Origin of the sequence: Chitinophaga dinghuensis (assembly GCF_003259435.1) — a bacterium.
GTDB lineage: Bacteria > Bacteroidota > Bacteroidia > Chitinophagales > Chitinophagaceae > Chitinophaga > Chitinophaga dinghuensis.
The window spans coordinates 552,907-579,513 of record NZ_QLMA01000001.1; the positions used below are offsets into that span (position 1 = coordinate 552,907).

At 45.1% G+C, this 26,607-nt stretch carries 15 protein-coding genes; 6 read left to right on the forward strand and 9 right to left on the reverse strand.

The window, feature by feature from the left end:
- The first annotated feature begins 5 nt into the window (after positions 1-5).
- The 4 genes from CLV59_RS02295 to CLV59_RS02310 all read left to right on the forward strand — a co-directional run bounded on the left by CLV59_RS02295 (position 6) and on the right by CLV59_RS02310 (position 3,985).
- Positions 6-443 carry a hypothetical protein gene (locus tag CLV59_RS02295; RefSeq protein WP_146616111.1) on the forward strand — a complete coding sequence of 146 codons (438 nt, stop codon included), beginning with the start codon at positions 6-8 and terminating at the stop codon, positions 441-443.
- Between the two features lie 28 nt (positions 444-471).
- Complete coding sequence (locus CLV59_RS02300) at positions 472-1,290, forward strand: alpha/beta hydrolase (protein ID WP_111590377.1); 819 nt, start codon at positions 472-474, stop codon at positions 1,288-1,290.
- A gap of 310 nt (positions 1,291-1,600) precedes the next feature.
- Positions 1,601-2,758, forward strand: coding sequence for an alginate lyase family protein (locus tag CLV59_RS02305; protein ID WP_111590378.1), 1,158 nt, complete (start codon positions 1,601-1,603; stop codon positions 2,756-2,758).
- Positions 2,759-2,869: 111 nt separating this feature from the next.
- Positions 2,870-3,985: an alginate lyase family protein gene (locus tag CLV59_RS02310; protein ID WP_245950745.1), complete on the forward strand. Its 1,116-nt coding sequence runs from the start codon at positions 2,870-2,872 to the stop codon at positions 3,983-3,985.
- Positions 3,986-4,166: 181 nt separating this feature from the next.
- Here CLV59_RS02310 and CLV59_RS02315 read toward each other — a convergent pair whose 3' ends face one another.
- The 9 genes from CLV59_RS02315 to CLV59_RS02355 all read right to left on the reverse strand — a co-directional run bounded on the left by CLV59_RS02315 (position 4,167) and on the right by CLV59_RS02355 (position 22,018).
- Positions 4,167-5,729 (reverse strand): SusD/RagB family nutrient-binding outer membrane lipoprotein, encoded by a 1,563-nt coding sequence (locus CLV59_RS02315; protein WP_111590380.1) that lies wholly within the window; start codon positions 5,727-5,729, stop codon positions 4,167-4,169.
- A 34-nt stretch (positions 5,730-5,763) separates the two neighbouring features.
- A complete protein-coding gene (locus CLV59_RS02320) occupies positions 5,764-8,892 on the reverse strand; it encodes a SusC/RagA family TonB-linked outer membrane protein (protein ID WP_111590381.1) in 3,129 nt (1,042 codons plus the stop codon).
- 380 nt (positions 8,893-9,272) lie between these two features.
- Positions 9,273-10,877, reverse strand: a complete 1,605-nt coding sequence (locus CLV59_RS02325) for a SusD/RagB family nutrient-binding outer membrane lipoprotein (RefSeq protein ID WP_111590382.1) — start codon at positions 10,875-10,877, stop codon at positions 9,273-9,275.
- A 29-nt stretch (positions 10,878-10,906) separates the two neighbouring features.
- Entirely contained in the window at positions 10,907-14,050 is a 3,144-nt protein-coding gene (locus CLV59_RS02330; RefSeq protein WP_111590383.1) for a SusC/RagA family TonB-linked outer membrane protein, read from the reverse strand.
- Between the two features lie 156 nt (positions 14,051-14,206).
- Complete coding sequence (locus CLV59_RS02335; RefSeq protein ID WP_111590384.1) at positions 14,207-15,784, reverse strand: SusD/RagB family nutrient-binding outer membrane lipoprotein; 1,578 nt, start codon at positions 15,782-15,784, stop codon at positions 14,207-14,209.
- A 14-nt stretch (positions 15,785-15,798) separates the two neighbouring features.
- Positions 15,799-19,284 carry a SusC/RagA family TonB-linked outer membrane protein gene (locus CLV59_RS02340; protein WP_111590385.1) on the reverse strand — a complete coding sequence of 1,162 codons (3,486 nt, stop codon included), beginning with the start codon at positions 19,282-19,284 and terminating at the stop codon, positions 15,799-15,801.
- A gap of 12 nt (positions 19,285-19,296) precedes the next feature.
- On the reverse strand, positions 19,297-20,328 hold the full coding sequence (locus CLV59_RS02345) for a FecR family protein (protein ID WP_111590386.1): 1,032 nt from the start codon (positions 20,326-20,328) through the stop codon (positions 19,297-19,299).
- A 72-nt stretch (positions 20,329-20,400) separates the two neighbouring features.
- Positions 20,401-20,991, reverse strand: coding sequence for an RNA polymerase sigma factor (locus CLV59_RS02350; protein ID WP_111590387.1), 591 nt, complete (start codon positions 20,989-20,991; stop codon positions 20,401-20,403).
- Positions 20,992-21,142: 151 nt separating this feature from the next.
- Positions 21,143-22,018, reverse strand: a complete 876-nt coding sequence (locus CLV59_RS02355; protein ID WP_111590388.1) for an AraC family transcriptional regulator — start codon at positions 22,016-22,018, stop codon at positions 21,143-21,145.
- 264 nt (positions 22,019-22,282) lie between these two features.
- On the opposite strand from CLV59_RS02355, the gene CLV59_RS02360 reads away from it, so the two are divergent.
- Together CLV59_RS02360 and CLV59_RS02365 are read left to right on the forward strand one after the other, a co-directional pair.
- The gene (locus tag CLV59_RS02360) at positions 22,283-23,305 is read left to right on the forward strand and encodes a LacI family DNA-binding transcriptional regulator (protein ID WP_111590389.1); all 1,023 of its coding nucleotides are present in this window, start codon (positions 22,283-22,285) and stop codon (positions 23,303-23,305) included.
- A 185-nt stretch (positions 23,306-23,490) separates the two neighbouring features.
- Entirely contained in the window at positions 23,491-26,592 is a 3,102-nt protein-coding gene (locus tag CLV59_RS02365; protein ID WP_111590390.1) for a SusC/RagA family TonB-linked outer membrane protein, read from the forward strand.
- Positions 26,593-26,607: the final 15 nt, after the last annotated feature.

The window sequence follows — 26,607 nt, forward strand, 5'->3', positions numbered from 1 at the left end:
TCATCGTGCAATTATTATTACTTCTATCCCTATTATCCTCCGGAGATACTGTCAGACATTATATTCGTGAAGAACGTTGGTGTAGTTTTTTTTATGAAACTATTCACCAGTATGATTATGCATTATTCGAGAGTGGGTCCTGCATGATAACAAGTGTTAATTTCGAGACATATACTGCATCCAGGAAGTCCGTTACTATTGATTATGGTACCTGGAAGCAGCAACAGGATACCATCTACATTACCTGCGCCACTGGTTTGGGAAAAAATGATACGCAGCGATTTTTATTGAGTGCGGATAAGCAAAAATTAATCAGGTTCAGCAGTGGACAGGCTATAGATACCTCAAAAAATACGATATACCGTTATCATCCCGGAGCGGAATGCCCGTTTGAAGTACGGGAGAAAATTCGGCTGAAAGTATATGATCTGGGGCATCTTTGATTTATATTTATACTTCAGAATGTAACATATGAACATGCGATTCTTCTTCACCTTATTACTCTGCTGTGCCCTGACGCAAATGACGATGGCGGCGGGAGTAGATACTATTTCCATTCCGAGCGCGGCCATGCATCGTAGTTTCCGGGCGGTAGTGATAACGCCGCAAAGTTATAGTGCAGGTAATCAGCGTTACCCGGTGGTATATCTGCTGCATGGTCATGGCGGTAATTACAGCAACTGGATTACAAAGGTGCCTGCATTAAGGGAAATGGCGGATGCTTACAATATCATGATTGTTTGTCCGGATGGGGCCATCAGCAGCTGGTATTTTGATAGTCCTGTTGATAGTAACTATAAGTTTGAAACATATGTTGGTAAGGAGATACCTGCTTATATAGACCAACACTATCCAACAGTAGCAACGAGCAAAGGACGCGCTATCGCGGGACTAAGCATGGGTGGTCATGGCGCATTGTTTATTGCCATTCGCCATCAGGATACATTTGGCGCAGCCGGGAGTATTAGTGGGGGCGTGGATTTAAGGCCATTTCCAAAGAAATGGGATATCGCAAAACGATTGGGAGATCCCGGTGAAAAGGGTACTAACTGGACCGACTACACGGTGATAAAACAAATCGAAAAATTAACCCCCGGAAAACTGGCTTTGACCATGGACTGTGGTGTGGATGATTTCTTTATCGATGTAAACAGGAATCTGCATAAAGCATTGCTGGAGCGCAAAATTCCACACGATTATGCGGAACGCCCAGGTAATCATGACTGGACTTACTGGGGGAACTCCATACGTTATCAATTACTCTTCTTCCATCTTTTCTTTGAACAATAATCTCGATTTACTCCTAATATGCCGAAGCCGCCCTCCAGGCGGCTTCGGCTATAACTAGAGGGAGGATCTTGTCGAAACCGCAGGTTTCAACAAGATCCTCCCTCTAGTATTTCTAATGTATATGATAGTTACGCGAAAACGTGTCTCCCATACACTTCTTGAATATTTTCTATATTTTCCATCTTTTCTTGTTTCTTTCCCCTCTTTCCTTAATTTTAGAAATCGATTGCACAAAATATCAGCGAAAGCATAGAAGCACCAGAAGAATTCCACGAACTCCGACCCTTATCATCATAAATTCAATTCCAGTATGAAAAAGAATACCCTTTTTTATGGCCTTGCTGTGTCCCTTATCACCGCAACCATCTGCTTATTTTCCTGTGGTAAAGACATCAAGGAAAATCCTGTCGTAAATAACGAGTCGCAAAAACCAAAAACTGAGCTTACCACTTTCGTACATCCGGGTGTCCTCAATACGCAGGCTAGTCTGGATTATGTAGGTGGCCAGGTAAACGGTGGAGATCCCAACCGTACTGCTTATTATCAGAAAGTAATTGATTATGTAGACAGCCATCCGGTGCCCACTTCTTTTTATGCTACAGTGGTAGTAGGTTCCAATGGCGCTACGTCTCCTTCTAAATCTCAGATCCGTAAGGATGCGGAGCTGGCCTATGCCCTGGCTTTGAGATGGGCAAAAACAGGTACGCAGTCCTGGGCAGATAAATGTATCAGTGTTCTTAACGGTTGGGCCTATACGTTTCAGAACTATGCCCTCCTGGATGGCAGTACCAACCCTAATCAGCCAGGATTGGAAGCCAGCTGGACAACCCCTTCCTTCGTAGCAGCAGCGGAAATTATGCGCTATTACAAGGTAAATGGCAACGGTTCCGGATGGTCTGCCGCTGATATCACACAGTTCCAGAACTACCTGAATAATGTAAAGAACAATTACATCAATAATATGCCGGTGTATAACAACAACTGGAACGCTTCTCAGGGCTATGCTAAAATGGCAATGGGTATCTTCCTGAACAGTACTACCGTGTACCAAAACGGCTATGACCTGATTACTACTTATGTTCCTATCATTATTCAATCCAACGGTACTATCCCTGAATACTGCGATCGCCAGGATTGTGTGCATTTCCAGTATTCTCTCACCGCTTTCGCTTATGCGGCCCAACTGGCAAAAATTCAGCAAGGCGATAATAGCCTCTGGAATTTAAACAGCAGCCGTATCAGCGCAGGTTATGACTACATGCGCTCCGCTTACCAAGGCAGCGCTTCCTGCTCTTATTGCTCTACTTCCAGTCCTGTATTCCCTGGTGTGGAAGTAGCCTATAACCACTATCAAACTTCTAACCTCTCTTATCTGAGAGGACTTCAGGCTCCTTTGAGCGTGCCGAATGATAATACTTTCCTCGGCTTCACCACTTATACCCATTACGGCGTTTCGAGTCTCCAATAATCAGCATATTAAAGGGTAGGAGCAAAGCAACAGTTGCACTCGCAAGCAACTGTTGCTTTTTTTTGTTCCGTTACGTATTTTAGCAATCGATTGCAAATAAATATCATGTTTATGAAGATACTTCGCTTGGCCATCAGGCTATGCTGTATGCTGGCGGTGACCAGTTTAATGACAGTTTCCGTGAATGCGCAACAGCCGGGGAAAAAGACTTTCGTACATCCGGCCATCCTGAACACCAAAGCCAGCCTGGATTACATCAGCCAGCAACTGAACAACAAGGATAGCGTACGCACAGCGGCCTATCAGAAAGTGGGAGAATTTATAGACAGAGTGCCATATCCCACTTCGTTTTTTGAAACAGTAGTTGTGGGCTCCAACGGCGCCACGTCTCCCTCTAAATCTCAAATCCGTAAAGATGCTGAACTCGTATACGCGTTGACGTTAGCTTGGGCGCATACGGGAAAAGCTGAATATGCACAAAAAGCAATAGGCATCCTTAACGGTTGGGCCTATACGTTTAAAAATTATGATCTCCTCGATGCGGCTACCAATCAGCGTCAGCCAGGACTGGAAGCCAGCTGGACAAGCCCCGGATTTGTGGCGGCCGCTGAAATATTAAGGTACTATAAAGTAAACGGTAAAGGCTCCGGTTGGAAAGAAGCAGATATAGCACAGTTTAAAACGTATCTCCATACGGTTGTTGAGAACTATATCAACAAAATGCCGGTCTATAACAATAACTGGAATGCTTCTCAGGGTTATGCAAAAATGGCTGCCGGAATTTTCATGGATAGCACTGCGCTATACCAGGAAGGATATGAAACCGTTGCGAAGTTCCTTCCCATTGTAATTGATCCTGATGGCCATATTTCAGAGTATTGCCATAGAAAGGATTGTGTGCATTTTCAGTATTCGCTCAATGCATTCACCAATGCAGCGGAGTTAGCAAGATTACAGGGAGATAACAGTCTGTGGCAGCTGAACGATCAACTCTTGTCAAGGGGATACGATTACCTGCGGAAAGCGATGGACAATAACGCAGAATGTTCTTATTGTACCTCCAACAGTAGTGTGTTTCCTGGTACAGAACTGGCGTACAGGTATTACAAAACGGACAACCTGGCCTACCTCCGCGCTTTGCGCCCGCCACAAGGCAGTTCTCAGGGTTATCTCTTCATCGGATTTACTACTTATACACATGCAAATGTGCCGGAGCAGCATCCATAAAAAAAGGTCGTCCATGAAATTGGACGACCGGTTTTCTAATTGCTAAATATGTCCTAGTTGTTATGAAAACTTTTGTTGCAAAGGCTTTAAAAAAGTAGCCGTAAGTAAGAATACGAACGGCGTTCAACATCTTGTATGTGACCTATGTAAATAAATACTAAGCGATTGCGAGAAAATAAATTTATTGTTTATCCCACCATACGCGGGTACCAAAGTTATTGGTGCCTTGTGCAGTAATGGCAGCATTGTAATTCTTAGAGTTAGCGCTGGCTTCTGTAGCTGGATACAGCATTCTTCTAGGAATCTGGCCACCGTTGTTGTCACCAGTATAAACCACTGGTACTAACTTCGGATAATCGGCTCTTCTCCAGTTACTGAATACTTCATACCAATCCAGGAAGGAAGCAGCCCAATACTGTGTATTAATCTGATCCAGACCGGTAGCAGCTGCATATGGATGTGCAGTCAGGTACTGAGATACTTGCGCATCGGTAATAACCGCAGATGCATCGTATTGTACCAGTTGTTTCATCGCGGCAGTTACACCATTGGTATAGTGTTGCTGTGCAGTACCACCCACGTTCCAGCCACGCTGTGCACCTTCTGCCAGGAGCAGTTCAGTTTGTGCGTAAGTCAGGATAGAGGTAATACCGTCCAGTTTCGCGAAGATATCCTTACGGAGCACGGAATACAATGTGATATCACCAGGGAAGTTAGGCGCCTTGTGAATATCGGTTGGACTGTTAGCGCCATTTTCATCGTAGCCGTTAGGCATACCAATCTGGTTGGCAGGTGTTCTGTCCTGTGTCTTTTTGATTTCAGCATAGTATTGCAGACGAGGGTCCTGGTTGCTTTGCATGAAATCTACAAAGGTTTTGCTCAGGTAAACGTTTCCTTTACCGATACCATCCCACTCACCGCTGAGAATATTACTGATTCTGTTAACAGTAGGACGTCCGCCGGAACCAACGTGAGAAACGTAAGCATTGTCATTGATGTTGGAGAGGGTACCGCCTGCTGCTCCTTTCTCTACCCAGGTTTGTGCGGCTGCCGGATCTACTTTAGACATACGCATACCCAGACGAATCATCAGGGAATAAGCGAGCTTTTTCCATTTGGTCAGATCGCCCTGATAAATCAGGTCGCCTTTACCTACTGCATCTTTGTTTGGATCGAGCGCTTTGGCAGCGGCATCCAGTTCATTCAGCATATCTGTGTAGATCGCTTTCTGATCATCGTAGATAGGCGTAGTGTTTCCGCCAATGTAACCCAGACCAGCCTGTGTATAAGGCACCATACCGTACATGTCTGTCAGACGGTGCATGATCAGTACGCGGTTGATTCTACCGATGTTGTACAGATTCTGATAGATAGGATTTGTTTTAGTCTGATTCAGCAGATCCACGATATATTTTACCTGAGAAGGGTAACCTACTGTGAATAAGGAAGCAGAGAAACCATCGTTGCGGCTGTATTTGTCGCCAGAATACCAACCTACAGTGGAAGACATTTGTTGCATCATCAAACTGAGGTAGATGATGTTTACGCGCCAGGTTTCAAAGCTGTAATCGTTGTTACCGGTGAATTCCAGCTGTGCTCTGGTCAGATTGTACAAAGGTACAGTTGTTTCAGAGGTGGCGCTGTTTTTATCGGTATTCAGATCTTCAAACTTTTTCGTACAGGATGACATGAATGTCAGAGCCGGTATTGCGAGTAGTATGGAATATTTTTTAATTGCTTTCATGTTGCTGTTTTTTGAACTTCGTACAAGGCCTTAATTAGAATTTCACGTTCAGGTTCAAACCATAAGAGGCTGTCGTTGGCACGGTCGCATATTCCAGACCCTGACCAGCACCATTGTTGTAGAATGATTCCGGATCGATGTTCGGAGTATGTTTGGAGATGTAGAACAGGTTTCTTCCAACGAGAGACAGGCTCAGACCAGCAATTTTGTTATTAAATGCGCTGGCAGGGAAGTTGTAAGTCAGACTCAGGGAACGGAATTTGATGAAGTCTGCATTGTATACCTGCAGTGCGGAGATAGAACCCAATCTGCCATAGTAAGTTTGTGCATCTACGTGTTTGGTAACCGCTTTACCAGAAGCGTCTACACCTTTTACGTCGATACCGGTTTCACGACCAGGCAGGGTTTCTTTACTCAGACCTACGTTATAAGCGGTAGCGTTAGTACCGGAATAGATACTTGCACCGTTTTTGAAGTCAATCAGGAATGAAAGGCCGAATCTTTTGTAATTGAATTCGTTGGTCCAACCGCCTGTAGTAGGAGCAACAGCAGTACCCATGTATTTCAGAGGGCCAGCTTGTGGTAATCCGCCATCATCGAGGATCAGGTTACCTTGCGCATCTCTCAGGTAATCAAATGCAGCCACCTGGAAAGCAGGCATACCTACTACGTGTTTAGAGTATGCTCTTTCTGTTCTGGACTCATCCATTTGCAGGTCTGTCTGACCAGCAGCGAGTTGCAGTACGGTGTTTTTGTTATGAGAGATATTCACGGTAGTGGTCCAGCTGAAGCTACCAGTTTTAATTGGCGTACCGGAAACGAGTAATTCAATACCCTTGTTTTCTACTTTACCAAGGTTAACGAGTTTGGTATTGTAGCCGGAAGCGCCGGACACGGTGCTGGCAACGATATCGTTGTTAGTTGTTCTCTTATACCATGCGAAGTCTACGCTCAAACGGTTGCGGAAGAATCCTAACTGTGCACCGGCTTCTATTTCTGTACCTTTCAATGGTTTCAGTGCGGTGTTTGGCATATCTGTTGGCAGGTTGCCGATAGCCTGTCCGTTGATGCTGGCGCCAGCGAGGGTAGAGTAGTACAGCGCTGTTTTAAATGGATCTGTATCGCCACCTACCTGAGAGATACCACCGCGGATTTTCGCGAGGCTCAACCAGTCTCTCTTCAGGGTTTCAGACAGCAGGTAAGAAACGCTTACAGAAGGGTAGTTATAGGAGTTGTTACCTTTAGGCAGGGTGCTGGACCAGTCATTACGATCGGTAATGTTCAGGAACACAGTGCTCTTATAGCTCAATTCTGCTGATCCGTAAACGGAGTGAATTTCTTTATTAGGCTGTGTGATGTTTGGCGTGATAACGCTGGCAGTACCGGGGTTATAAACGTTGTTGAAAGCCAGACCGTCAGCTACCAGGGTCAGGTCTTTTCTGTCCTGACGCATGAAGTTACCACCTGCAGTCATACCGAAATGGAAGTTACGGCTGATTTGTTTGTTGATACCGATTAATGCTTCTGCGTTCAGTTCATTGAAAGTAGCAGTACCGTCGCCGAGTAATTTACCACTGTGTTTGAAGGCGATACCATAAGGCCAGATACTCTGTCCGTTGAAGGTATAGTAGTCGTTACTCAGTCTACCCTGGATGTACAACCAGTCTAATGCCTGGTATTTCATACTTACGTTACCTGTTACTCTGTTTTTGGTAGTCAGGTTAGTCGCTTTTGCAGCAGCAAAATAAGGGTTGGTATTGAACTGGTTGGCATTGAATTCAGTTTCGAAGCCAGTCAGCGGGTCCCATCCTGGAGCGAGATCTTTTGCTCTCACGTTATTAGGAAGGAACATGATAGCGAAGTTACCGTTTGCAGGCGCATCGCTCACGTTAGAACGGTTTGCGCGTTCTTTGGTATAACCGATGTTCACACCGCCGGACCATTTTTCATTCAGTTTGAAACCGAGATCCAGGGTAGCGTTATTACGTTTGTAGTAAGAACCAGGATAGACGCCGAGGTTTCTCAGATCGCCGAGGGAAATTCTGAAGGTAGTATTCTCATTACCGCCAGAAACCGCCACTGTATTGGTGATAGTGGAACCTGTACGATAGAAATCTTTGAAATGACTACCAGACTGATTGCTGTAAGGAGCAGATTTACCATTGAAGATAGGAGTGGAAGAACCATCCAGTTTTGCACCCCATGAAATCAGACCAGAAGCTAATGCAGAAGTGGCGTCAGTAGGTTTTGCACCCTGAATACCTTGTCCGTATACATCCTGGAAGTCGCGGAAATCATGTACTTTATCAATAGTATAGTTAGAGTTTACTTCTATACCCAGACCTTTACGTGATTTACCGGATTTGGTGGTGATAATGATAACGCCACCGAGTGCGCGGGAACCGTACAATGCGGCAGCAGCGCCACCTTTCAGTACAGTCATATCTTCGATATCATCCGGGTTGATGGCGGAAATACCATCACCGAAATCGGCGCCGCCATATTTACCAGGGTTACCCATGTTGAGGTTGGCATAAGGAACGCCATTTACCACATATAATGGTTGAACCATTCCATTCAGAGAGGCCACACCACGGATATTTACCCTGGAAGAACCACCCGGACCAGTTGCAGGAGCAGTACTGTTCACACCAGCTACTTTACCAACGAGCGCATTGGCTACGTTGATTTCGCGGGCTTGTGTGAATTCATTGCCCTTTACTTTAGTCATGGCATAACCTATACTTTTCTCTTCTCTTTTAATACCTAAGGCGGTTACTACCAGCTCATTCAATCCGGTAGCGCCTTCTACAAGGGCAACGTTAATTTCATCGCTGCTGCCCACAGCAATTTCCTGTGATGCATAACCCACGAAGCGGAATACCAGTACATCTCCGGCTTTTGCAGCCAGTTTGAAATGACCGTTGGCATCTGCTTGTGTACCTTTATTGGAACCTTTAATCACTACAGTAACTCCTGGTAATGGAGTACCTTTTGCGTCTTTTACAATACCGTGAATCTCCTTCTGCTGAAAGTTGGCATGCAGCGTAGTGACATTGGCCACCCTCGCAGCGGAAGCGGCAAAAGCACTGTCAGTTACCACCGCACCCAGAGAGAGCCCGGCTACTGCACATACTTTTACAAGGCGTAGGTTTTTTTTCATACTTGCCTGTTTTTTTGATTTGGTTTGATAAATGATAATTTAAGTCCCGTGTATCGAGTGAACCGTTTTTCATTATACGTAGAAAGTGAAACTGTACAGGTCATTAGGGATACATCAGGTATGTTGTTTTAGTTATTGTGTCCTATCTATTTTCGTATAGTCGTTATCGTTACAGTAAGTTTTTTTATTTGATCGCTTGTATAGGAGTCGGGCCATTTTTCATTTAGTACCATCCAAACATTAAAAAATTGCAAATTTTTTCTGCAAATTTTTCGAAGTGTAAATTGTACACACCCTTACTGGATAAGATAAAAAAAGCCGGTCCTTGATAGGACCGGCATCGATTTTTATGCACGCGATTCAAAATAAGAAAATGAATATTATTGAACGGGGTCCCACCAGAGATGAGTGCCGCCTACGTCTTTTTGTGTACTCAATGTTGCAATAGCTCTGTCTACCGCCGCTTTATTGGTCTGGTATTCATTGCTAGGGATAGGAGCTCTTCTTACAAAATCAGTAGTACTGATTTTATTGCCACTATTATTAATGACTACCGGGAATAATTTTGGATAACCTGTTCTTCTGAATTCAGACCAGGCTTCTTCTCCTTCCGGGTACATGGCAATCCATTTCTGGGTAATGATACGTTCCAGGCTTCTGTCGAATGAAGCTGCGGGGTCCCATTTGATAGTGATGGTGCTCAACCAGGGAGAACCGGTGAGTATATCATTGGAACCAGGCGTAATCGCTTTCGGATCTACATAAGGGGCAGGAGTGGACGTGTTATTATTAATGTAAGCGGCTGCATTACCAATTTTATATTGACTGAAAGAGGTACTGATACCGGTTTCATAATTGGTTTGTGCATTGCCGGCGTTCGCCCATCCGCGCAGTGCTGCTTCTGCTTTCAGAAACCAGGCTTCTGCCGCGGTCATCAACTGTATCTTGTTGGGGAACAGGGCCAGTTTAGAGTAGCCTACATATCTTTCCTTGGCATCGATGTTAATACCATTGCGGATACCTTTGTATAGTCCTACTACTGCCGGATCAGTGGCCGGTTGTACATAGAAGGGAAGTCGGGGATCGGAGTAACCATTCATGATGGATTCCAGTGGAGCGCCCATACGGATATCATCCCAGGAATCATTAATCACATTCAATGGATGGGTAGTACTCCCGATATCCACAAGGAAGTTGTCGTTTGCTGTTGTCAGTAAGCCCGCTGGATCTGCCAGAGCAGCTTCTCCTTCTGCTTGTGCCTTGGCTGGATCTATACGTACAATACGTAATGCCAGTCGTAATCGTAAGGTATTGGCGAATTTTAACCATTGCGTGTAATTCCCTCCATATACCAGATCGGCTTTTGCAAAAAGAGTACTGGCGGGCTTCCCTGAGAAAGGGGTGAGCTGTGCTATGGCGTCTTTTAAATCTGCAAAAAATGCATAATATGCGTCTTTCTGACTATCGAAATCAACGCCCCCTTCTGCATTGGGAACATTGTATTTTGTGTAGATAATGGGTCCGTAGATGTCGCTCAGGCGATGCATCGCTTCTACCCGAAGTATTTCTGCCATCCCTACTGCATCCGGTAACTGTTTCGTTTTAGAAAACTGTATGGATTTATACAATGGGTTCATCACATTGGCATAACCTACTGTGAAAGCGGAACTGGTCCAGCCATCCAGCAAATTATAGTTCAGGTTATTACTATTACCGGCAAATGGCGTAGCACTCATCATATAACCGCTGAATACATCCCCCAGCAAATTTTGCTGTAACTGGAAAGTAGGAGCGGGGTTGAAGAGATAGATACTACGTTGTGCCTGTTGCAGCTGCGCCGCTACGATGGCAAAATCTGGTTCCAGATCACGATCAGTGGAACCGTATGGATTTTTGTTGATGTCCTCGAAGTTCTTTGTACAGCTGCCGAAGCTCAGTAGGGCCGCAACCGCCAAACCTGCTATCTTGAATGATTTATAATTCATGGCTTTTGTTTTTGTGGTTCTGAATGGGTTTAGAGGGATAACTTCAGGTTAAGGCCAAAGCTGCGGGTAGCTGGTAAACCAAATACGTCCACACCCTGTAAACCATTGTCAGTACTCATGCTCAGCTCAGGATCATAAGGCGCTTTCTTCGTGAAGAAAAACAGGTTACGTCCTACCAGTCCCAATTTGAGATCTTTTACTGCTTTGCTGTGCAATGGGAAAGTGTAAGTGAGCGATAATTCTCTCAGCCGTACATTCGTCGCATCATACATATAGTATTCTGTGATACCTGCACGACCACCTACTGCGCCATAGAAAGTGGCTGCATCAATAGGACCAGAGAATTTGCCGCCACTTGCTTTTGTAGCTGCGATGTTCACACCGCCGGCATCGCGGGCTGCTGCTGTGGCTTTAGATACGCCATATTCATCCAGCATTGCCTGTGTGATACTCATTACCTTACCGCCAAAACGACCATCAATAAGGAAACCAAGATTCAGTTGCTTCCAGGTGAAACTGTTATTCCATCCCAGGAGGAACTTCGGTGTAGGATTGCCCAGGTAGGTAAGCGGTCCGTCTGCAGCTTGAGGGCGACCATTATCATCTACAATGATACTGCCATCTGGCGCGCGTTTGAATGCTTTACCATAAATATCGCCGAAGGAGCTGCCTTCATGTAATACCAGCGCATAGTTGTTCACATTATCGCCTTTCGGTGTAATGGTGTAGTCGCCATGCAGTTCTGGCGCCAGTTCCAGCAGGGTATTTTTGTTGCGGGTAAAGTTGATAGTGGTATTCCAGCTGAGATCTTTTTGTTTGATTACCTGGTAACCTAAAGTGGCTTCAATACCCGTGTTGCGCACGTTACCTGCATTGATAAAGGCGTTAGGGTAAAGGAAGCCACTCGATATGCGGAAATCGAAGTATTGATCTTTGGTGTGTGAATTATACCAGGTGAAATCGAAATTCAACCGGTTATCCAGGAAACGCCATTCTGTACCCAATTCCACAGAGGTGGTCATTTCTGGTCTTAAGGTTTTATTCAGAAATGCGCCGGAGGTGTTGGAAGTAAGGATACCGGAGGTGATGGTGTTTGTAGGAAGTGTGGCGAACGGCGCTACGTCGTTACCCACTTTAGCGTAGGAGGCACGTAGCTTACCGTAATCCACCCAGGAAGGCATCTTCACCACTTCGCTCAGAATGGTGTTCAGACCTGCTGAATAATACAGATAACCTTTGCTTTTATTCGGCGTATAAGCCAGGGTGGATGACCAGTCATTACGTCCGGTCAGATCCAGGAAAACTTTTTCTTTGAAGTTGATACCTGCTGTGGCAAAAACAGATTGCAGCTGTCTTCTCAAACCGGTAGGCACCACTCTGGTGGCGGAATTCAGATTCAGGTTACCAATGTTGAACACATTGGCAAATGCCAGATCTCCATCTTTGGAATCCAGGAAAGTTCTGTCCTGTTTGAGATCGGTGATACTGGTACCTGCGGTGAAATTCAAACCAAAGTTGGAAGAGATTTTAGGCGTACCTATCAACAACAGATCGCCATAATACTGGGTGCTGGTAATATAGTCGTAAGAGTAACGACCATTATTATCGGCAATAGTAAGCTGTGTACCTGCATTGGCTTTCAGCTCATATTTATCCCAGGATTTGTTGGCATTACCTCTCGCCTGTACATTCAGCCATGGCGTTAACTTATAGCGAAGCGTAAGGGAGGCGATGATGTTATCTTTTTTGTTTTCGGTCACATTCCTGTTGAGAATCCAGTAAGGGTTTTGTTGTGAATCCTGTCCACCCTTTTTATCGTCGTAATTGATGTTCCACCAATTCTGGAGGTACATATTGCGGCTAACACTGAAATACTCAAAATTATCAGCATAATTCTGGAAATTAAGTCCACGTGGAAACAGATACAAACCAGTGATAGGGTTGAAGTACAATCCTGAGCTAGGGCGGTTATGCGCATTCTGCGTAGTGGCCAGCACATTCGCATCTACGTTCAGCCTGTCATTCAGAAAGTTGGCATTCTCCCTGAAATTCACGGTATGTTGTCCAAATTTGGAGGTAGGCAGTACTCCTTTATTGCTGGTGTTGGAATAAGAGAAGTAAGTCTGCGCTTTTTCGGTACCGCCGGAAAGATTAATGGAATTAATCCAGGTAGTACCTGTCTGGAAGAAGGATTTTACGTGATCCGGACTCGTACCTTTAGGACCCCAGCTATACAGGTTGTCCTTGTTGGTCTGCATGTAATTATACTGCATATCCGGACCGTAGGCGGCCTTGTCCAGCATGAAGTTGGAAGAGTAGTTCACTTTTGTCTGACCTGCTTTTCCTTTTCTAGTGGTAATCATAATTACGCCGTTGGCGGCCTGGCTACCGTATAATGCGGAGGCAGAAGCGCCTTTCAGCGTATTGATGCTCTCAATATCATCCGGGTTGATGGTACTGAGGATATCTCCACCATCGCGACCGGCAGAATTGGCTCCGGAGGATTGTCCCCACAGATCTGTTGGTTGAGCGCTGGTGAAATTGGCGATGGGTACTCCATCTACTACGTACAGTGGTTGGTTTTCGCGAATGGATTTTTGTCCGCGCAGGATAACCCTTGCGGAACCGGCTACGCCAGAAGCGCTGCGGTTTACCTGCAGCCCGGCGATTTTACCGGAGAGACTGTTCACTACGTTACTTTCTTTAACGGTAGTGAGGTCTTCATTTTTTACGGATTGTGTGGAATAGGTTAACTCCTTTGCCTTGCGCTGAATACCCAGCGCAGTAACTACTAATTCATTTAATCCTCTGACGTTGTCGTCCATGATAACTGCAATCGTATTGCTGTTACCAACAGTTACTTCTTTTTGTCCGAAACCTACTGAGCTAAATACTAATACATCACCGTTTTTTGCATCGAGATGGAATTTACCATCCGGGTTTGTTTGTGTACCTCTGTTGGTACCTTTGATTTGTACTGTTACTCCAGGCAACACATTTCCCTTACTATCGCGAACAGTACCAGTAACATCTTTGTTCTGGAATACACTACGCAATGAAAGTCCCGTTCCTGGGAGGCCTGTCGCTTTCACCTGCGCATTGTCTGCAATTATGGAAGTGAGGGCAACGGTGGCAGCCACACACACTTTCATAAGGCGTAAGTTGTTTTTCATACTTGCCTTTTTTTGGTTAATAAATGGGATATATTATTCAGATATTGGTTTTCAGGAATTACATTGGCATTTTGTTGTGGAAAGGAGTCGCGCGGGTTTAACAGTAGTACTATATAAATGGAAAAAATTTTTTCCAGGGGTTAACAAACAATCCGATTAATGTAAATCCCACCAAAGAGAAGTACCGCCATTGTCCAGGCCTTTAAGGGTGGCGGCAGCCCTGGCAGCGGCTTTAGGGTTAGTGATATATTCCTGGTCGGGTATAGGCAAACGTCTGATAAATTTTTCTGTGGGAATAGTATTCCCGCTGTTATTTATCACTACAGGAAACAATTTTGGATAGCCCGTTCTTCTGAATTCACTCCAGGCTTCCTGACCTTCCGGAAACATCGCAATCCATTTCTGTGTAATGATACGTTCCAGTTTAATGTCATTATTATCCCCATCATTCCATTTGATCGTAATGGTGCTAAGATGTTTATCTCCTGTAAGCACGTTGTTCAATGCATTCTTGGGATCTATATAGGGCGCAGGTTTGCTGGTATTATCGTTGAGATACGTGTCGGCATCCGGGATATTGTACTGACGAAATGATGTAATAATTCCTTTATTGTAATTGCTGCCGGCATCGCCTGCGTTCTTCCAGCCGTTGAGTGCCGCTTCTGCTTTCAGGAACCAGGCTTCTGCTGCTGTCATGAACAATATCTTACTATCGAATTTTACCAGATAGGAAAAACCGGAATAAGTCTCCTTCGTGCTGATACTAATCCCATTGCGTATACCATGATATACATTCGGACCTTCATCTGTATGTACGAAATAACGCGGTAACCGCGGATCATTATAACCGGTCAGAATAGATTCCATCGGAGCGCCCATCCGGATATCCGCCCAGTTATATCCAATGATATTTAAAGGATGTGTAACAGGTGAAATATTTACATTGAAATTATCATCAGGTGTGGTCAGTAGTCCTAATGGGTGCGATAATGCAGCTTCTCCCTCCAGCTTTGCTTTAGCGGGATCGATGCCGTTGATACGTATGGCCAGCCTAAGTCGTAGCGTATTAGCAAACTTCACCCATTTCGTATAGTCGCCTTTATACACCAGGTCGAAATTGGTAAACCGGGAAGCAGCGTGGTTGTTGATAGAGTCCGTCAATACGCCTATGGCTTCTTTGAGATCTTTGAAGAACGCGTAATACGCGTCTGGCTGCGCATCATAATCTATACTTTTATCTGCATTGATCTCGCCATAATGCGTATAGATAACCGGCCCAAAAATATCGCTCAACCGATGCATCGCTTCTACTTTCAGTATCTGCGCCCATGCATAAAAATCCGGATACTTTCCTTTGGCTTTCTCCTGCGCAAAATCGCAGGGCCTCATCACATAAGCATAGGTAACAATCCATGGCTTGATATTCCAGTAGTAACGCAGACTATAAGTCATGTTATTGATATTGCCATCAAAAGGATTGGGCGACATCATATATCCTGAAAAGATATCTGCATTTAAATTCTGCTGTAGCTGCGCAGTAGGAGGATCGTTATATATTAACAGGTTCAGCTGGGCTTGCGACAATGGCTCTCCCATCAGCTGATAATCTGCTTTCAGCTCCTCTTCCGTGAAATCATTTGGGTTTCTGTTAATCTCATTAAACCGTTTGGTACAAGCGGTGGTCAGCATGGCAGCCGCAATAACTATTACCAACGGATATAACCACTTTTTCATAACATCCAGATTTTTTAGAATCCGATTTTCAAATTCATACCCATGCTGCGCACAGGGGGAAGTCCGAATACATCTACTCCTTGTAGACCATTGCCCGAACCCATGGATACTTCAGGATCAAAAGGCGCTTTCAGATAGAAGAAAGCGAGATTGCGCCCCATCAGGCCTACGCGGGCTGTCCGGAGCCATTTCCATTTCAATGGTAAACGATAACTCAGACTTACTTCCCGCAGTCGGATATTGGTCGCATCATACATATACAATTGCCCTACGCCGGCTCTGCCACCAACGGTAGAATAATATTTCTCGGCGGACATCTTTCCGGTGAAGGGTCTGCCGTCTTCATAAACAGCATTTATACTCACACCGCCATTGTCACGGGCTTTGGCAGTTACTTCACTTACGCCATACCAATCCAGTACGGCTTGCGTTACACTCATCACCTTTCCGCCGAAATGCCCGTCTACCAGGAAACTCAGAGAGAAGTCGCCATAATAAATACTATTATTCCATCCCAACGTAAATCTGGGATTAGGATTACCCACTCTCTTCGGCGTCGCATTCGTTTTTAAATTACCACTGTTATCCAACACAAACTGTCCTTTGGCATTTGTCACCAGTTCTTTATTGCCGTAAATATCGCCCCAGGAACCGCCTTCCTGGATAAAGGAACCAAACATATTCACGCCGAAATCCGTGAGAACAAAGCTATTGGTGCTATCAGCGCCGGGAATTTCTTTGTTACTCAGTTTAATCACTTTGTTCTGGTTGATCGCGAAATTAACCGTACTGGTCCAGTTTACTTTTTTATTACGTACAGGCGCTACCGTTAGCATTGCTTCCCAACCTCTGTTTTGGATATTACCCATGTTGAGGTAATAGGTGAGATACTTGGAACCTACCGGGGCAGGGACTTCCATGTATTGCTTATAGTTATTGTTTTTATACCAGGTAACATCGAGAGACAAACGGTTTTTGAACAGCCGTGTTTCAAACCCGGCTTCGAGCGACTGGTTATCTTCCGGCGCCAGGAACACGCCCGGATAAGGAGTACGTTGGTTCAGTACCACGCGGGAAACTCCGGCAATCGTCTGCATGGTGAAAGGGGCAGGGTTGCTGGCATAGCTGGCAATATCATTTCCCACTTTGGCGAAAGAGGTACGCACTCTCAGGAAATCTATCACCTTAGGCATTTTCACCACATCGCTGAGAATAAGAGAGGCTCCTGCTGAATAATAGAAATATCCTTTGTTGAGCGTAGGCGTGTAGGCGAAGGTGCTGGACCAGTCGTTCCTACCGGTAATATCCAGGAAGAAAGCATTACGAATACCCAGTTGCACATTGCCGAAGAGTGCCTGCAACTGTTTCTGTTCCACAGATTGCTGTGCATCCATGGCAGTACTCATAATATTGGAAACGGCAAATTTATTGGGATACATCAGTCCCGGATCTGCATGGGGATTGGCGCCATTGTAAGTGCGTTCATGCGCTTTTACATCTGTAATGCTTCCGCCTATGTTACCTGCCAGATGCATCCAGTTATTCACTTTTCCACTGGCATTGAGCAACAGATCCGCATATAGCTGCGTGTTGAATTCTTTCTCCAGGGTATAGCGACCATTGGAGGCTGCGAGTACTACTTGGGTACCCGCATATGCATTGAGTTCGTATTGATCTAGGGATTTATCGAAGCTACCGCGACTTTGCACCGACAACCAGTTGTTTAGCTGGTAAGTGAGGCAGATGGTGCTCATTCCTCTGTAGCGGGAATCCAGGCGGATATCGCGTTTGAGCGCCCACATAGGATTTTGCTGATCGTCCTGACCTATCCATTTTCTGTCGTTCCGGATATTCCACCAGTTTTGGAGATAGAGGTTTCGATCTTTATCCAGGTATTCAAAATTGTTGCTATAATAATCGAAATCCTGTCCTCTGGGGAAGAGATATAGTCCTGAGATAGGGCTGTAATACAATCCAGAAGAGCTGCGGTTGTGGGTGGCCTGGGCAAGGAAAGACACCGTAGCGTCCATGATGAGGCGGTTGTTCAGCAGCTTGAGCGTTTCACGAAAATTGATGGCATGCCGATCAAGAGAGTTGGTCGGCAGAATTCCTTTGTTGGTTGTATTGGCGTATGATAGGTAGCTCTGAGCTGTTTCCGTTCCTCCGCTGAAGGAGATGCCGTTGGTCCAGGTATAACCGGTATTATAGAAATGTTTTACGATATCGGGTGTATGAATGGGATCGCCCCAGCTGCCTGGAGATCCTGGTTGCAGACTGCCTACGTTATCGCGGCCGGGCGGATCTGTTTGCCCGTAACGGTATTGTAAGTCGGGCAGGAGAGAAGGCGTTTCGATGGTGAAGTCGGACGAGAAATCCATTTTACTTCTGCCTGCTTTGCCTTTCCTGGTGGTGATCAGGATAACGCCGTTTGCGGCCTGGCTGCCATAGAGGGCGGCGGCCGAAGCGCCTTTCAGGATACTGATACTTTCGATATCATCTGGGTTGATATTGGAAATACCGTCGCCGCCATCGCGGCCACCGGCGCCGATGGTATTGTTGGATTGCCCCCATACGTCGTTGGGTTGGGAAGGAGTGAAGTTGGCATAAGGAACACCGTCCACGATGTACAGTGGCTGATTTTCGCGGGTGGATTTATTACCGCGGAGTACCACTCTCACTGAACCGCCAATGCCTGATGCATTGCGGCAAATGGTAACGCCGGCAGTTTTACCTGCTAAGGTGTTCATGACGTTTACATCTTTTACCAGGGAGACATCATCCCCTCCGAGTTGTTGGGTAGCATAGGGCAGCTCTTTGGATTTTTTCTGGATGCCCATAGCGGTTACCACCAGTTCGCCTAATGCGCGGATATTTTCCTGGAGGGTGATATTCACTTCCGGGGAAGCGCCTACCATGACCTCTTTGGTGAAGAAGCCTACAGAGCTGACAACGAGTACATCGCCGGGAGCGGCTTTGATGTTGAAAGCTGCATCGGCGTTACTTTGCGTGCCTTTATTTGAATTTTTTATTTGGATAGTTACTCCTGGAAGCGGCGTGCCTTTATTATCGCGTATCGTGCCTGTTATGTCTCTGTCCAATGAAACTTTACTGTCCAACTCCACAGAAAGTGACGGTGCATGATCACTTTCTGCGCCAACAATAATTTTATTGTTTTTTCGGGTAAACTTTAATCCTGTTTGATCTGATAACTGTGTTAATACTTCATCTATGGGAACTTTTATACAATTCAGCGTCACTTTCTTTTTCAGATTCAGATCTGAGTTATCGTAGTGAAAGTTCAGCCCTGTTTTGGTTGATATTTCAGACATCACTTCTTCCAGGTTCTTATCCTTTGCCTGGATACTGACGACGATGGGTAATAGTGGTTCTTGTATGTGCCGGACCGTGCTGCCTACGGAAGTAAGGCTGCCGGCCAGCAAGAGTGTCAGTATCAGTCCGAAGGATAAAAACCATTTCAATGGGCATGGTTTTACCCTCATAATGACCTTGTTTTAATTTTTTAGATAAACAGTATCGTTTTTAATGGTATACTTAATTGATTTCAGATCACTGATGACATCCATTACCTCTTTCAGGTCTTCTCCTTGTTTGAAGGTACCGTTGTACTCCCACTCGGTTTTATCGCTGTGGTTGATCACGGTCACGCCGAAACGGTTACGGATAGCGGTGGCGAAATCGTCGAAATTGGCATTTTTGAAAACGAGGATACCTTTTTTCCAGCCGATGATTGCTTCGGGGTTGGAGAAGCTGGTTTTGATCATGCTGAGGGATACCCTGTTATAGTTGAGTTGTTCGCTGGGCATCAGGATAGTTGATTCTTTGCTGTTATTGGTTCTGGCAACTTTCACTTTGCCATTGATCAGGGCAACAGTAATCTTATCCTCATGGGCATAGGATCTGATATTGAAGGCGGTACCGAGGGCTGTTGTGGCCAGGTCGCCGCTGTATACGACAAAGCTGCTGTTAGGGTTTTGGGCAACTTCGAATACAGCTTCTCCTTCTTCCAGATATATATTACGGACGTTATTGCTGAAATGTTCCGGATAACGGATACGGGTACCCGCATTCATACAGATGCCGCTACCATCTTCCAGTTTAAAGCTTTCTGTAAGGCCATAGGGCGTACTCACTTCCACGAATCCGTTTCGGATGATGCGGGTAGCTTTTTTGGTATGATTGGCAGCAATATGAGGAGGCGTATCTGTGTTGGCGGTATGCCCTATATTGCGGTATACGAATATGCCTGCTGCAAGTATGACAGCGGCGGCGGCAACTGTATACCAGGGTTTCATCTTCCTGACTTTGGCAACTGGCGCTATAGTAACAGCCGGAGCTGGTGCAATTTGTTCGTTTATAAGTAGTTTAACTTCATCCAGTTGCAGATTCAACGCGTCTTCCTCCATCACAATCGACTGTTGACGGTTGATATTTTCGAACCATTTTTCAATGATATCCGCTTCCTCCGGTGAGCAGGTGCCCTGGTTATATCGTTCCAGTAATATTTTAATCTGTTCTGTGTCCACCTGATAGCGTTTTTGATGTTGTAATGTCGTAATAACGTGGAAAAGGTACTATATACAGCTAAAAAATTAATATTAGCGGATGCATCCTAACAATATGGAAATAATGACCAGGATGATGTCCGGTTGCGCATAGTTGGCTCTTAATATCTTTAAAGCTTTGGTAATCTGATTTTTAACGGTTTGCTGGGAGAGATTGAGATGAGTGGCAATCTGTTCTACTGTCAGGTTTTCAAACCTGCTGAGCATGAAAATTTCCTTCATCTTTTCCGGCAGATGGTTGATGGCCTCAAACATTTCCTGTGTTTTGGCTTTGGTATCCAGCTGGTCGGATATAGAATGCGGCTGCTCATCGAAATGCTCGATCAGCTGCTGCAGATATTTGCGATAGGTGGTATTTTTCCGGTAGATATCAATAATCTTATGCCGGGCTGCCTGGTAGAGGTATGATTTAAGCGACTCCTTCAAAACCAATGTCTGACGCTTTTCCCACAAGGATATAAACAGATCTTGTAAAACATCCTTACTGATTTCAGCGGCATCCAGTTTACTATAAATGAATAAATACAGCGCCTTGCTGTACCGGTCATAAATGGTATTAAAGGCAGCAATATTATCGCTTTTCAGCAGCGATACTAATTCCTGATCTTGATAATTGCTGTACATCTAATTACAGGTGAGGAAAAAGCGGTTTGGTTGACAAATGTTAACTTCTTCCCATGAAAGTAGTAAATATTCCGGGAGATTTCCGCATTATTTTTCGGGAATATAGTATCAGCTACCTGGTTCCGTTGGCAGACGCGTGCCGGCTTTCTGCTTATGCTTCTTTCAGTCTCAATTCATTCTTGTATTCCTTCGGCGTTTTACCCACTATCTCTTTGAAGAACCGATTAAAATTAGAAAGGTTCTTAAAGCCACAGGAATAGGCTATCTCCGCAATGGACCAGTCTTCCTCTGTCAGCCGCTTGCAGGCATGACCAATACGCACTTCATTGAGGAACTGCACAAAGGATTTCTTGGTGCGGTTCTTAAAGAAGCGGCAGAACGACTGTGGCGATAAATTAGTGATACTGGCCACATCCTGGAGGGATATCTCTTTGGAGAAGTTATTCATCACGTACTTGAAAACTTCGTCAATTTTGTGGTTATCCTTCACATTATAGGCATGGGAGTAACCGGTGCTGGCCAGGTAATAGCAATCTTTTGTTTCTGACAACGTTTTCAGGATATGCAGCAGGGAAATGATACGCTCCAGCCCCTCTTTGCGAGGCAGCGACAAAATCTCCGGTTTCAACTTGTCATAGGTAGGCCCCGTGATCTTCATACCCCGTTGTGCCTTGTGAAACAACTCACTGAGGGCTTTCGTCTCCGGTAAACCATAAAATTTCTCTCCAAATATATCCTTTGGAAAATAAATTACGACCGAACGAGCCTTTAAATGCTCATCACCCTTGTAATATTCCTCATCATTATACCAAACATGCGGTATGTGCGGACCAAGAAACACCATGTCGCCCTCTTCAAAGCTCTCAATGCTGTCGCCCACAATCCTTTTTCCATGGCTCTCTGTCACGAAAACCAGTTCACATTCCGGATGAAAGTGAAACGGCGTATTGAAATGCGGATCACATCGCTCTATGATAGTGATCTGGTTATCGGCAAAGGCCCCAACTTTAATAAGAATGGGTTTCATTCATGTATTAATTTAATAACGATTTCTATTATGGCAATTTGTCTCAGGAGTATTACCATTGTCCTATGAATGTTGCCAAATTATTAAAAATTGGTTAAAAAAATATCATTATTTGGAAAATAACCTTTTAATGTGATATGGATTACAATAATTTTTCATGCAGCTTGTCCCCCCCCGTTTTTGGAATAATTCCTGCAACTATGTAAATTTCAACTTCATTTTGTAATTTACGCTGAGCTAAATCGATATAGCATAACTCTTATTATGAAAGGTATCTCCATTAAAGATATTGCAAAACAAGCAGGGGTATCACCTACCACTGTTTCATTCGTACTGAATGGCAAGGCAAAAGAGAAGAGGATCAGCGATCAGGTAAGCAAGAAAATCCAGAAAATTGCGGGCAAGCTGAAATATAAACCAAATCAGCTGGCCAGAGGCTTACGAACAGGCAAAACCAAAACAATAGGCCTTATCGTGGAAGATATCGCCAACAGCTTCTTTGCCACACTCGCTAAAGTTGTGGAAGATGAAGCCGATAAATTTGGGTATAAAGTACTCTACGGCTCCACAGAAGATAATACGGAAAAAGCAAAAGGCCTCCTCGAAGTACTCAAGTACCGCCAGGTAGACGGCTATATTATCACCCCAACCAAAAACCTGGATAAGGAGATAGAACAGCTGCAATCTGCCGGTAAACCCATCGTACTGGTAGACCGTTACTTTCCGCAAATGCCTTCCCATTATGTTGTAGTAGATAACTATAAAGGCGCCTACGACGCTACCGCTCATCTGGCCGCCCAGGGCTTTCAGAAAATAGGAATCGTCACCACCACCTCAGACCAGGTACAGATGAAAGACCGTCTGGATGGTTATGCCGATGCCCTCAAAGACGCCGGTATCACCTATAATAAAACACTGGTGAAAAAATTGCCATTCGACCTGGATAAAGATGGCTCCAATGAGGAAATCAAAAAATTCCTCAAAACTTCCAAAGGCCTCGACGCTGTTTTCTTTGCCACCAACTACCTCGGTATCCGCGGTATTGAAAGCATCCGCAACCTCGAATGGCAAATCGGTAAACAAATCGGCGTAGTATGCTTCGATGATCATGATATCTTCCGACTCTATACACCCGCTATCACCTGCGTTGCACAACCCATCCAGGAAATCGGTCAGCAACTCGTCAACATCCTGATGAAGGAATTAAACCATCCTTCCGCGGCACTGCAACAAGTGGTATTACCACTCAATCTTATCTTGCGCCCTTCCAGTCAACATAACGGCTAACCGGCGTACTTCAACGTTTTAGCTAAATATTGACATCATATTTAACCAGCACCGAAATGGTGCTGGTTTTTTTTATTTTGTCTCAACACTTTCTCTCTGAACGTTGTTACATACTGTATCAACCAAGATCCATTTGTCCCTGCCTCCACGTCGAAAATCGATTTGCTTAACCTTATATCTTAAACATGCAGAAGAACGCTCTTCAGGTCATCTTCCTGTTCCTGTTACTGTTGCTGGCTGCCCCCGTAGCATGGGCACAACAAGAAGTAGGAGGCACGGTAGTCGATGAAGCTACCAATTCCCCGTTAGTAGGCGTAGTTGTACTCGTAAAAAGTACCAATAAAGGTACCGCCACCAACGAAAAAGGAGAATTCCATATCAATGTTCCCCCCGGAACGGTACTGACTTTCCGGCTGATCGGCTATCTCCCGAAAGATATACCGGCTACAGACAATCCAATGAACGTACGCCTCGCACAGGATAATAAAAACCTGAATGAGGTGGTCGTTACTGCACTCGGTATTAAAAAAGAAAAGAAAGCCCTGGGTTATTCCATCACCGAAATCAAAGGCGATGAACTCACACAAGCACGTACCACCAACGTAGCGGCTACGCTGGCAGGTAAAGTAGCCGGACTCAATGTGAGCGTGGCTTCTACCGGCCCAGCCGCTTCTACACGCATCATCCTCCGCGGTAATACCTCCATCGATAAAAGCAGGAATAACCAACCCCTCATCATCGTAGACGGTATCCCCATTAATAATGATAACCTCGGTAGCGCCAATGAATACGGCGGACAAGATGCCGGAGACGGTTTTTCCAGTATCAACCCAGACGATATCGCTACCATGTCCGTCCTGAAAGGCGGTACCGCCGCAGCTCTGTACGGTTCTCGTGCAGCCAATGGCGTTATACTCATCACCACCAAATCCGGCATGTCCCGGAAAGGTGTAGGAGTAGAGTATGCCAGCAATTTTGTACTGGATAAACCCATCCTGAATACGCTCGACTGGCAGTACGACTATGGTATGGGCTTGAATGGCGTGAAACCAGCAAATGCTGCAGAAGCGCGTTCGGCAGGACTCTTCAGCTGGGGCGCCCAACTGGACGGCTCCCCGGTCATTCAGTACGACGGCGTAACAAGGCCATACAGCGCAGTGAAAAATAACTTCAAAAGTTTCTATAAAAGCGGTTACACCTTCACCAACTCGGTAGCATTCGGCGGTGGCAATGAAAAAATTAATTACCGCTTCGGCGCTACCGACATGAAGAATGAAGCTATGCTGCCCAACTCTGGTATGCGAAGAGATAACCTCAGTCTAAACGTAAACGCCTGGCTGGGTCGCAAACTCTATCTGACGGTAAATAGTAAGTACAGTCGCGAAAGAGTATACAACCGCCCCAGAGTATCCGATTCCCCCGGTAATGCGAACTTCTCGCTGTACATGCTGCCCACCAGCTTGTCGGTCCTCACGCTCCGGGATCACAAATACAATGCGCAAGGCTACGAAGCCAGATGGGAAGCCAATGAATACATCACAAATCCATGGTTCTCGGTGTACGACTTCCAACAAAATGATAAACGGGACCGGTTCATCAATTCTGCTGAACTGAAATACGATATCCTTCCCTGGTTATATGCGAAAGGTCGTATAGGCGCAGATATGTGGTATCGTAACAACTTCGCTATTACACCTACAGGTACTGCCTATAATATTGCAGGACAAATCAATGATATGGCCCGTCAGAATTTCTATGAAGTAAATGCGGATGTTATGCTTGGCGTAGATAAATCCCTGAGTAAAGATTGGCGACTCACTGCTTTCGTTGGTGGAAACCAGATGCATAATAAAAATGATAAGTTCTATCTGAATGGGAACGGCTTCTTTATTCCATTCTTTTATGATCAATCCAACCTTGTTACGAAAACTGTACTCAATGATATTATTGAAAAGAAAATCAATTCTGTCTATGGCTCTGCGGAAGTGGCTTTCAGAAGTTATCTCTACCTGACAGCCACTGCCCGTAATGATTGGTTTTCTACTTTATCGCCTTCCCAATGGAGTATCTTGTATCCTTCTGTGGGATTGAGTTTTGTATTATCGGACGCATTCCGGATGCCGGAAAAAATTAACTACCTGAAGTTGCGTACATCCTGGGCACAGGTAGGAGGAGATACCGATCCATATCGTTTATTCCTGGCTTACCAGGTGCAAAATCCGTTTTTAGGACAGGCAATAGCAGATGTGAAGAAGGCTCCTGACGGTAGTTATGCCGTACCCAATGCGTCATTACGGCCACTGGTAAATACCAGCTACGAAGCCGGTCTGGAAGCGAAATTCTTTGACAACAGACTCTCGCTCGATTTCGCTTATTATACCCGCACCACCAAAGACGATATCCTGCAAACCACTATTTCCAATGCTTCCGGATATAATACGGCTTTCATCAATGTCGGTAAAGTGAAAAACTCCGGTGTAGAATTGTTGTTAACTGGAACGCCTATACGTAGTTCAAATTTCAGCTGGGATATCAGTCCCAATTTCTCCTATAATAAGAATGAGGTAGTCGCCCTGAATGCCGGGGCCACCAGTGTGCTGGTGTCTAACGTACGTACTTTTAACGTGTCTATTCAGCATATTGTAGGCAAGCCATTCGGACAGATAGTAGGGTATAAGTTCAAGCGCGATGCACAGGGGAATATTCTATTCAATAGTGCGGGCAAGCCTTTACAGGGCGATTATACCGCCTTTGGAACCGGCGTTGCGCCGTTTGCAATGGGCCTTACCAATACATTCACGTTTAAGGCATTCTCTCTTAGTCTCCTCATCGATGGGAAATGGGGTAATAAAATTTATTCCGGTACAAATGATTACGCCTACTACTTCGGACTGCAAAAGGCAACGCTGCAGGGGCGACAAGGAGGTATCAACATAAAAGCGCAGGACCCCAATGATCCTACACAGTACGTTACGAAGAATGTAGCCTCACAGGACTATTTCCAAAACATCGCCTTCAACATCGCAGAACCATTTATCTACAAAGGCGATTTTGTCAAACTACGTCAGGTGATATTCACGTATACATTACCGCATTCTGTGATTGCAAAAACGCCACTGACCGCGGCTTCCCTGTCATTCGTAGCCCGGAATTTATGGATCATTTATAAAGATCTGCCAGGTATAGATCCGGAGTCCAGTTATACCAGCGGAGCCGGACAAGGCGCCGAAGTAATGGGATATCCGCAGGCCCGCAGTTTTGGTCTGAACCTGAATGTAAGATTCTAATCGTTTATTTAAATC

Bases quoted from the DNA above. Each gene is read 5' to 3' on its own strand.
- CLV59_RS02300 (WP_111590377.1), top strand. From the start codon at position 472: ATGAACATGCGATTCTTCTTCACCTTATTACTCTGCTGTGCCCTGACG.
- CLV59_RS02305 (WP_111590378.1), top strand. From the start codon at position 1,601: ATGAAAAAGAATACCCTTTTTTATGGCCTTGCTGTGTCCCTTATCACC.
- CLV59_RS02310 (WP_245950745.1), top strand. From the start codon at position 2,870: ATGAAGATACTTCGCTTGGCCATCAGGCTATGCTGTATGCTGGCGGTG.
- CLV59_RS02315 (WP_111590380.1), bottom strand. From the start codon at position 5,729: ATGAAAGCAATTAAAAAATATTCCATACTACTCGCAATACCGGCTCTG.
- CLV59_RS02320 (WP_111590381.1), bottom strand. From the start codon at position 8,892: ATGAAAAAAAACCTACGCCTTGTAAAAGTATGTGCAGTAGCCGGGCTC.
- CLV59_RS02325 (WP_111590382.1), bottom strand. From the start codon at position 10,877: ATGAATTATAAATCATTCAAGATAGCAGGTTTGGCGGTTGCGGCCCTA.
- CLV59_RS02330 (WP_111590383.1), bottom strand. From the start codon at position 14,050: ATGAAAAACAACTTACGCCTTATGAAAGTGTGTGTGGCTGCCACCGTT.
- CLV59_RS02335 (WP_111590384.1), bottom strand. From the start codon at position 15,784: ATGAAAAAGTGGTTATATCCGTTGGTAATAGTTATTGCGGCTGCCATG.
- CLV59_RS02340 (WP_111590385.1), bottom strand. From the start codon at position 19,284: ATGAGGGTAAAACCATGCCCATTGAAATGGTTTTTATCCTTCGGACTG.
- CLV59_RS02350 (WP_111590387.1), bottom strand. From the start codon at position 20,991: ATGTACAGCAATTATCAAGATCAGGAATTAGTATCGCTGCTGAAAAGC.
- CLV59_RS02355 (WP_111590388.1), bottom strand. From the start codon at position 22,018: ATGAAACCCATTCTTATTAAAGTTGGGGCCTTTGCCGATAACCAGATC.
- CLV59_RS02360 (WP_111590389.1), top strand. From the start codon at position 22,283: ATGAAAGGTATCTCCATTAAAGATATTGCAAAACAAGCAGGGGTATCA.
- CLV59_RS02365 (WP_111590390.1), top strand. From the start codon at position 23,491: ATGCAGAAGAACGCTCTTCAGGTCATCTTCCTGTTCCTGTTACTGTTG.